Consider the following 5,403-nt stretch of genomic DNA (forward strand, 5'->3'; position numbering starts at 1 on the left):
TAATCAAGCTGCCGAACCGGGGTGCGGGTCAAATCCGCGCCCCGGTTTCACCGCAGGCCGCAATGGCGGCTGCGTTAGAATTTCCCTTGGGGTGGGTGCATGTCGTCCTTGCTCGTACTGGCCATCGTCGTTGCCGTCGGCCTGGTTGCCTTTTTCATCGGCCGGCAGCGTGCCGCGGCCCAGGACAATGGCAAGGTCAAGCCGCATTCGCGTGCCCACTATCACGGCTGGTGGGCCTTCCTGCTCGCCGTCCTGCCTGCTCTTTTGCTGCTTGCCGTCTGGGCCGTCGGTTCTTCGGTCTATCTTGACCGGCACATCCACGCTGCCTTGCCCGAGCGTACCGTCGACAGCAAGGTTGCCAGCGAGGCACTGGATGTCAGCCTGGTAAAGAGCCTCGCCAGGGGCCTGCGCAAACTCGATGCTGGCACACTGGCCGCAATGCCGGCCAGCTTTGCCGAGTTGCAGCCGCTGCTCGCCGCCAAGGGCGTGGCACTGGCGAGCGACACACAGGATTACATGATCCCGATCGCCGTCGAGGCGAACAAGGTCCAGGACCGGCTCAGCCTGTTCGGTGCCATTGTCATTCTCGCTTCCTCGATCGCCGGCGCCTTCTATGCGCTCAGGCAGATCGAGCCGCGCGCCAGGGCGCGCAACAATGTCGAGCGGTTGATGCTGTGGGGGCTGCTTGCCGCCTCCACCATCGCCATCCTGACCACCGTCGGCATCGTGCTTTCGATGCTGTTCCAGACGATCACCTTCTTCGAGAGCGTCTCGCCGATGAGTTTCTTCTTCGGCACGGTCTGGGATCCGCGTTTTGCCGCTGCCGGTTCGGGCGGCAGCCAGGGCCAGTTCGGCCTGATCCCGCTTCTTGCCGGCACGCTCTATATCGCCGCCGTCGCGCTGCTGGTTGCGGTGCCGGTCGGGATGATGTCGGCTGTCTACATGGCCGAATACGCAACGCCCAGGGTGCGCTCGGTGGTCAAGCCGGCGCTTGAACTGCTGGCCGGCATACCGACCATCGTCTACGGCATCTTCGCCGTCGTCACGCTTGGGCCGTTCCTGCGCGACCTGTCCGCGGCGCTGACCGGCGGCTCGCCATTCATCCAGGGCCAGAGCATCTTCACCGCCGGCCTGGTCATGGGCGTCATGCTGATCCCGGTCGTCTCCTCTCTCTCAGACGACATCATAACCGCGGTGCCGCGCGCCATGCGCGACGGGTCGCTCGGCCTCGGCGCGACCCGCTCCGAGACGATCAAGCGGGTGATCCTGCCGGCTGCACTGCCCGGCATCGTCGGCGCCATCCTGCTGACTGCCTCGCGCGCCATCGGCGAAACGATGATTGTCGTGCTGGCGGCGGGCGTCGCCGCCAACCTCACCATCAACCCGTTCGAGGCGATGACGACCATCACCGTCAAGATCGTCAACCAGCTCACCGGCGACCTCGAGTTCAATTCGCCGCAGACGCTGGTCGCCTTCGCGCTCGGGCTGACGCTGTTCACGCTGACGCTGGTGATGAACATCGTCGCGCTCTACATCGTGCGCAAATATCGGGAGCAGTACGAATGACCGACATTCCCATGGAGACGATGGTCAGGCCGGCGGCCCATCCGCGCCGCGACATCGGCCTGAAGGCCCGTTACGCCGCCGAACGCCGTTTCCGCATCTATGGCGTCGTGGCGATTTCCGTAGGCCTGGCGTTCCTGGCAATCATGCTGATCACCATCGTCTCGAAAGGCTACACCGCCTTCTGGCAGACGACGGTATCGCTGCCGATCTCGTTCGACGAGAAAGTGATCGATCCTTCCGGCAAGCGTGCAACCGATCCGAGCGTTCTGATCAAGGCGAATTATCCCAAGCTCGCCGAAAACGCGCTGGTGGCCAAGCTCGGCATCTCTCCTGATGACAAGCCGATGATCCAGAAGCTCAAGGGCTTCCTTTCGGAAGGCGCCCGCGTCCAGTTGCGCGACATCGTTGCCGCCGATCCCTCGGTGATCGGCACGACACGCGACGTCAACATCCTCGCCGCCGCCAATCTCGACTCCGCTTTCAAGGGCCAGATCGACCTCAGTGTCGAGGAAGCGCGACGCAAGGTCTCGGACCAGCAGATCACCTGGATGAACAAGCTCAAGGCCGAGGGCGCGATGGCCGAGCACTTCAACAGCGGCCTGTTCACCTACGGCGCCTCCAGCCGCCCGGAAACCTCGGGCATGGGCGTGGCGATCATCGGCTCGTTTTATATGATGGTGATCGTGCTGCTGCTCGCGCTGCCGATCGGCGTCGCCGCCTCCATCTATCTGGAGGAGTTCGCCAAGAAGAACCGTTTCACCGACCTTATCGAGGTCAACATCAACAATCTGGCCGCAGTGCCGTCAATCGTCTTCGGCTTGCTCGGCCTCGCGGTGTTTATCAATTTCCTGGGCATGCCGCGCTCCGCCGCTTTCGTCGGTGGCCTGGTGCTGACGCTGATGACGCTGCCGACGATCATCATCGCGACGCGCGCCGCGCTTGCCGCGGTGCCGCCGTCGATCCGCTCGGCAGCTCTCGGTCTTGGCGCCTCCAAGATGCAGATGGTGTTCCAGCACATCCTGCCGCTTGCCGCGCCCGGCATCCTCACCGGCACCATCATCGGTCTTGCGCGCGCGCTCGGCGAAACCGCGCCGCTGCTGTTGATCGGCATGGTCGCCTTCGTCGCCGATCCACCGACGACGCCTTTCGATCCGGCCACCGCGCTGCCGGTGCAGATCTATATGTGGGCGAACGAGGCCGAACGCGCCTTCGTCGAGCGCATGTCCGGCGCCATCATCATCCTGCTCGTCTTCCTCATGGCCATGAACATCACCGCGATCGTGCTTCGGCGTCGGTTCGAGCGGCGCTGGTAGAAAAAAGGCATTTTGGTATGAACATCATGACCGAACAGTCCCTTGAAAACGCAGTGGGCGACAAGATGAAGTCGAACGAAGTGATAAAAATGCGCGGCGACAAGGTCGGCGTGTTCTACGGCGAGAAGCAGGCGCTGTTCGACGTCGATCTCGACGTCCGCCTGAACCAGGTGACGGCGCTGATCGGCCCCTCCGGCTGCGGCAAGTCCACCTTCCTGCGCTGCCTCAACCGCATGAACGACACCATCGATTCAGCACGGGTAACCGGCAAGATCACGCTCGACGAAGAGGACATCTACGACAAGAACATCGATGTCGTCGAACTCAGGGCGCGCGTCGGCATGGTGTTCCAGAAACCCAATCCGTTCCCAAAGTCGATCTACGAGAACGTCGCCTATGGTCCGCGCATCCACGGATTGGCCAAGCGCAAGGCCGACATGGATCAGATCGTCGAGTCCAGCCTGAAGAAGGCGGCGATCTGGAACGAGGTCAAGGACCGTTTGCAGGAACCTGGCACGGGTCTTTCCGGTGGCCAGCAGCAGCGCCTGTGCATTGCACGCGCCATCGCCGTGTCACCCGAGGTGATCCTGATGGACGAACCGTGTTCGGCGCTCGACCCGATCGCCACCGCTCGCGTCGAGGAACTTATCGACGAACTGCGTCAGAACTATACGATCGTCATCGTCACCCATTCGATGCAGCAGGCAGCGCGCGTGTCGCAGCGCACCGCGATGTTCCATCTTGGCTATCTGGTCGAGGAGGGCGCCACCGACAAGATGTTCACCACCCCCGACGACAAACGCACCCAGGACTACATCACCGGCCGGTTCGGCTGATCTCTGGCATATGAGGGACGAAGATCATGGGTGAACATACCGTCGCATCTTTCGATGAGGATCTGGAGCAGATCAGCCAGCTGATCCGCGACATGGGCGATCTCGCCCGCTCGATGGTCGGTGGCTCGACCAGGGCTTTGCTCAATTCGGACAATGCGCTGGCGCAGCGGGTGGTTTCCGACGACGCCATCATGGATGCACGCCAGCGCGAGCTGGACGATCGTGCCATCACGCTGATCGCCAAGCGCCAGCCAATGGCCAACGATCTGCGTGCGGTAGTCGGTTCGATCCGCATGGCCGGCGACCTCGAGCGCATCGGCGACCTTGCCAAGAACATCGCCAAGCGCGTCGGCACTGTCGGGCTGAGCGTCACGCCGCACGACCTTTCGCATTCGATCGACGCGATGGCGCAGCTGGTGCTGATCCAGGTGCAGGGGGTCGTCGACGAGTATGCCGCCGCTGACGCGGCAGCGCTTGCCACGCTCCGAAACAATGATGAACGCATCGACGTCAAATACACATCGGTGTTCCGCGAACTTCTGACCTACATGATGGAAGATCCGCGCAACATCACGGCGTGCACGCACCTGTTGTTTTGCGCCAAGAACCTCGAGCGGATCGGCGACCACGTGACCAACATCGCCGAAAATGCCTATTATGTTTTGACCGGCACGCAGTTGCCAGCCAATCGTCCGAAGCAGGACGAGACGGCAATGTCCGCGCCAGCGGCATGACAGGGGTGACCAGCCGATGATCGCGCCACGCATCATGGTGGTGGAGGATGAGGAGCCGCTAGGCGTGCTGCTCCGCTACAATCTCGAATCCGAAGGTTACCAGGTCGAGGTGGTGACGCGCGGCGACGAGGCCGAAATCCGGCTGCAGGAGAACGTTCCAGACCTTCTGGTGCTCGACTGGATGGTGCCTGCGGTTTCCGGTATCGAACTCTGCCGCCGGCTAAGGATGCGTCCCGAGACCGAGCGGCTGCCGATCATCATGCTGACCGCGCGAGGCGAGGAAAGCGACCGCGTGCGCGGCCTCTCGACCGGTGCCGACGACTATCTGGTCAAGCCTTTCTCGACGCCGGAGTTCATGGCCAGGGTCAAGGCGCTGCTGCGCCGGGCCAAGCCGGAAGTGCTGTCCAGCGTGCTCAAGGTCGGCGATATCGTGCTCGATCGCGAATCGCACCGTGTCTATCGCAAGAAGAGCGAGATCCGGCTCGGGCCGACGGAATTCCGCCTGCTTGAATTCATGATGCGCCATCCAGGCCGCGTGTTCTCGCGCAGCCAACTGCTCGACAATGTCTGGGGCGAGACGATCTACATCGACGAACGCACGGTCGATGTGCATGTCGGCCGGCTGCGCAAGGCGGTCAACAACGGCCGTATGCCCGATGTCATCCGCACCATCCGTGGGGCGGGTTACGCCATTCGCGAGGACTGAACTCCCTCGTTTGAACTTACGCCACGTTCTTGCCGCCGAGACCGGATCTCGCCTGCACGCCCGGCGCAAAAATCTCCTGATCGACGAAGATCAGCGCCCGCATGGCGCAGCCTTCGCGGATCAGCGGCAGTTCGTTCGGCTCGGTGTCGAAGGAAATCGACTTGGAATGCTGGCCGCCGGCGGTCTGGGCAATCGCTTGCCGCAATGCCGGCTCGATCAGGTCGAAGGCGGCGCCGGTCGCCATGGTC

5 protein-coding genes and 1 pseudogene are annotated in these 5,403 nt (G+C 62.8%); 5 read left to right on the plus strand and 1 reads right to left on the minus strand.

Going from position 1 to position 5,403, the window contains the following annotated elements; genetic code table 11:
* Positions 1–99: 99 nt before the first annotated feature.
* Genes pstC through phoB form a run of 5 tightly spaced genes read left to right on the plus strand, consistent with a single transcriptional unit; the run spans position 100 to position 5,155 of the window.
* Complete coding sequence (gene pstC / locus EN914_RS22625; RefSeq protein WP_024503004.1) at positions 100–1,566, plus strand: phosphate ABC transporter permease subunit PstC; 1,467 nt, start codon at positions 100–102, stop codon at positions 1,564–1,566.
* Positions 1,563–2,879, plus strand: a complete 1,317-nt coding sequence (pstA, locus tag EN914_RS22630) for a phosphate ABC transporter permease PstA (protein ID WP_024503005.1) — start codon at positions 1,563–1,565, stop codon at positions 2,877–2,879. Before pstC ends, pstA begins: the two co-directional genes overlap by 4 nt.
* A gap of 17 nt (positions 2,880–2,896) precedes the next feature.
* Entirely contained in the window at positions 2,897–3,715 is an 819-nt protein-coding gene (pstB, locus tag EN914_RS22635; protein WP_013529271.1) for a phosphate ABC transporter ATP-binding protein PstB, read from the plus strand.
* Positions 3,716–3,741: 26 nt separating this feature from the next.
* Positions 3,742–4,449 (plus strand): phosphate signaling complex protein PhoU, encoded by a 708-nt coding sequence (phoU, locus tag EN914_RS22640; protein WP_013529272.1) that lies wholly within the window; start codon positions 3,742–3,744, stop codon positions 4,447–4,449.
* 16 nt (positions 4,450–4,465) lie between these two features.
* Positions 4,466–5,155, plus strand: coding sequence for a phosphate regulon transcriptional regulator PhoB (gene phoB, locus EN914_RS22645; protein ID WP_010911896.1), 690 nt, complete (start codon positions 4,466–4,468; stop codon positions 5,153–5,155).
* Between the two features lie 16 nt (positions 5,156–5,171).
* Here phoB and EN914_RS22650 read toward each other — a convergent pair.
* A pseudogene (locus tag EN914_RS22650) lies at positions 5,172–5,403 on the minus strand (sugar kinase); the annotation flags it as partial.

Source organism: Mesorhizobium sp. M7A.F.Ca.CA.001.08.2.1, assembly GCF_003998455.1.
In the GTDB taxonomy this organism is placed as follows: Bacteria; Pseudomonadota; Alphaproteobacteria; order Rhizobiales; family Rhizobiaceae; genus Mesorhizobium; species Mesorhizobium ciceri.

What these genes read in the sequence shown, in the direction of transcription:
- pstC (WP_024503004.1), top strand. Translation starts at nt 100, where the DNA reads ATGTCGTCCTTGCTCGTACTGGCCATCGTCGTTGCCGTCGGCCTGGTT.
- pstA (WP_024503005.1), top strand. Translation starts at nt 1,563, where the DNA reads ATGACCGACATTCCCATGGAGACGATGGTCAGGCCGGCGGCCCATCCG.
- pstB (WP_013529271.1), top strand. Translation starts at nt 2,897, where the DNA reads ATGAACATCATGACCGAACAGTCCCTTGAAAACGCAGTGGGCGACAAG.
- phoU (WP_013529272.1), top strand. Translation starts at nt 3,742, where the DNA reads ATGGGTGAACATACCGTCGCATCTTTCGATGAGGATCTGGAGCAGATC.
- phoB (WP_010911896.1), top strand. Translation starts at nt 4,466, where the DNA reads ATGATCGCGCCACGCATCATGGTGGTGGAGGATGAGGAGCCGCTAGGC.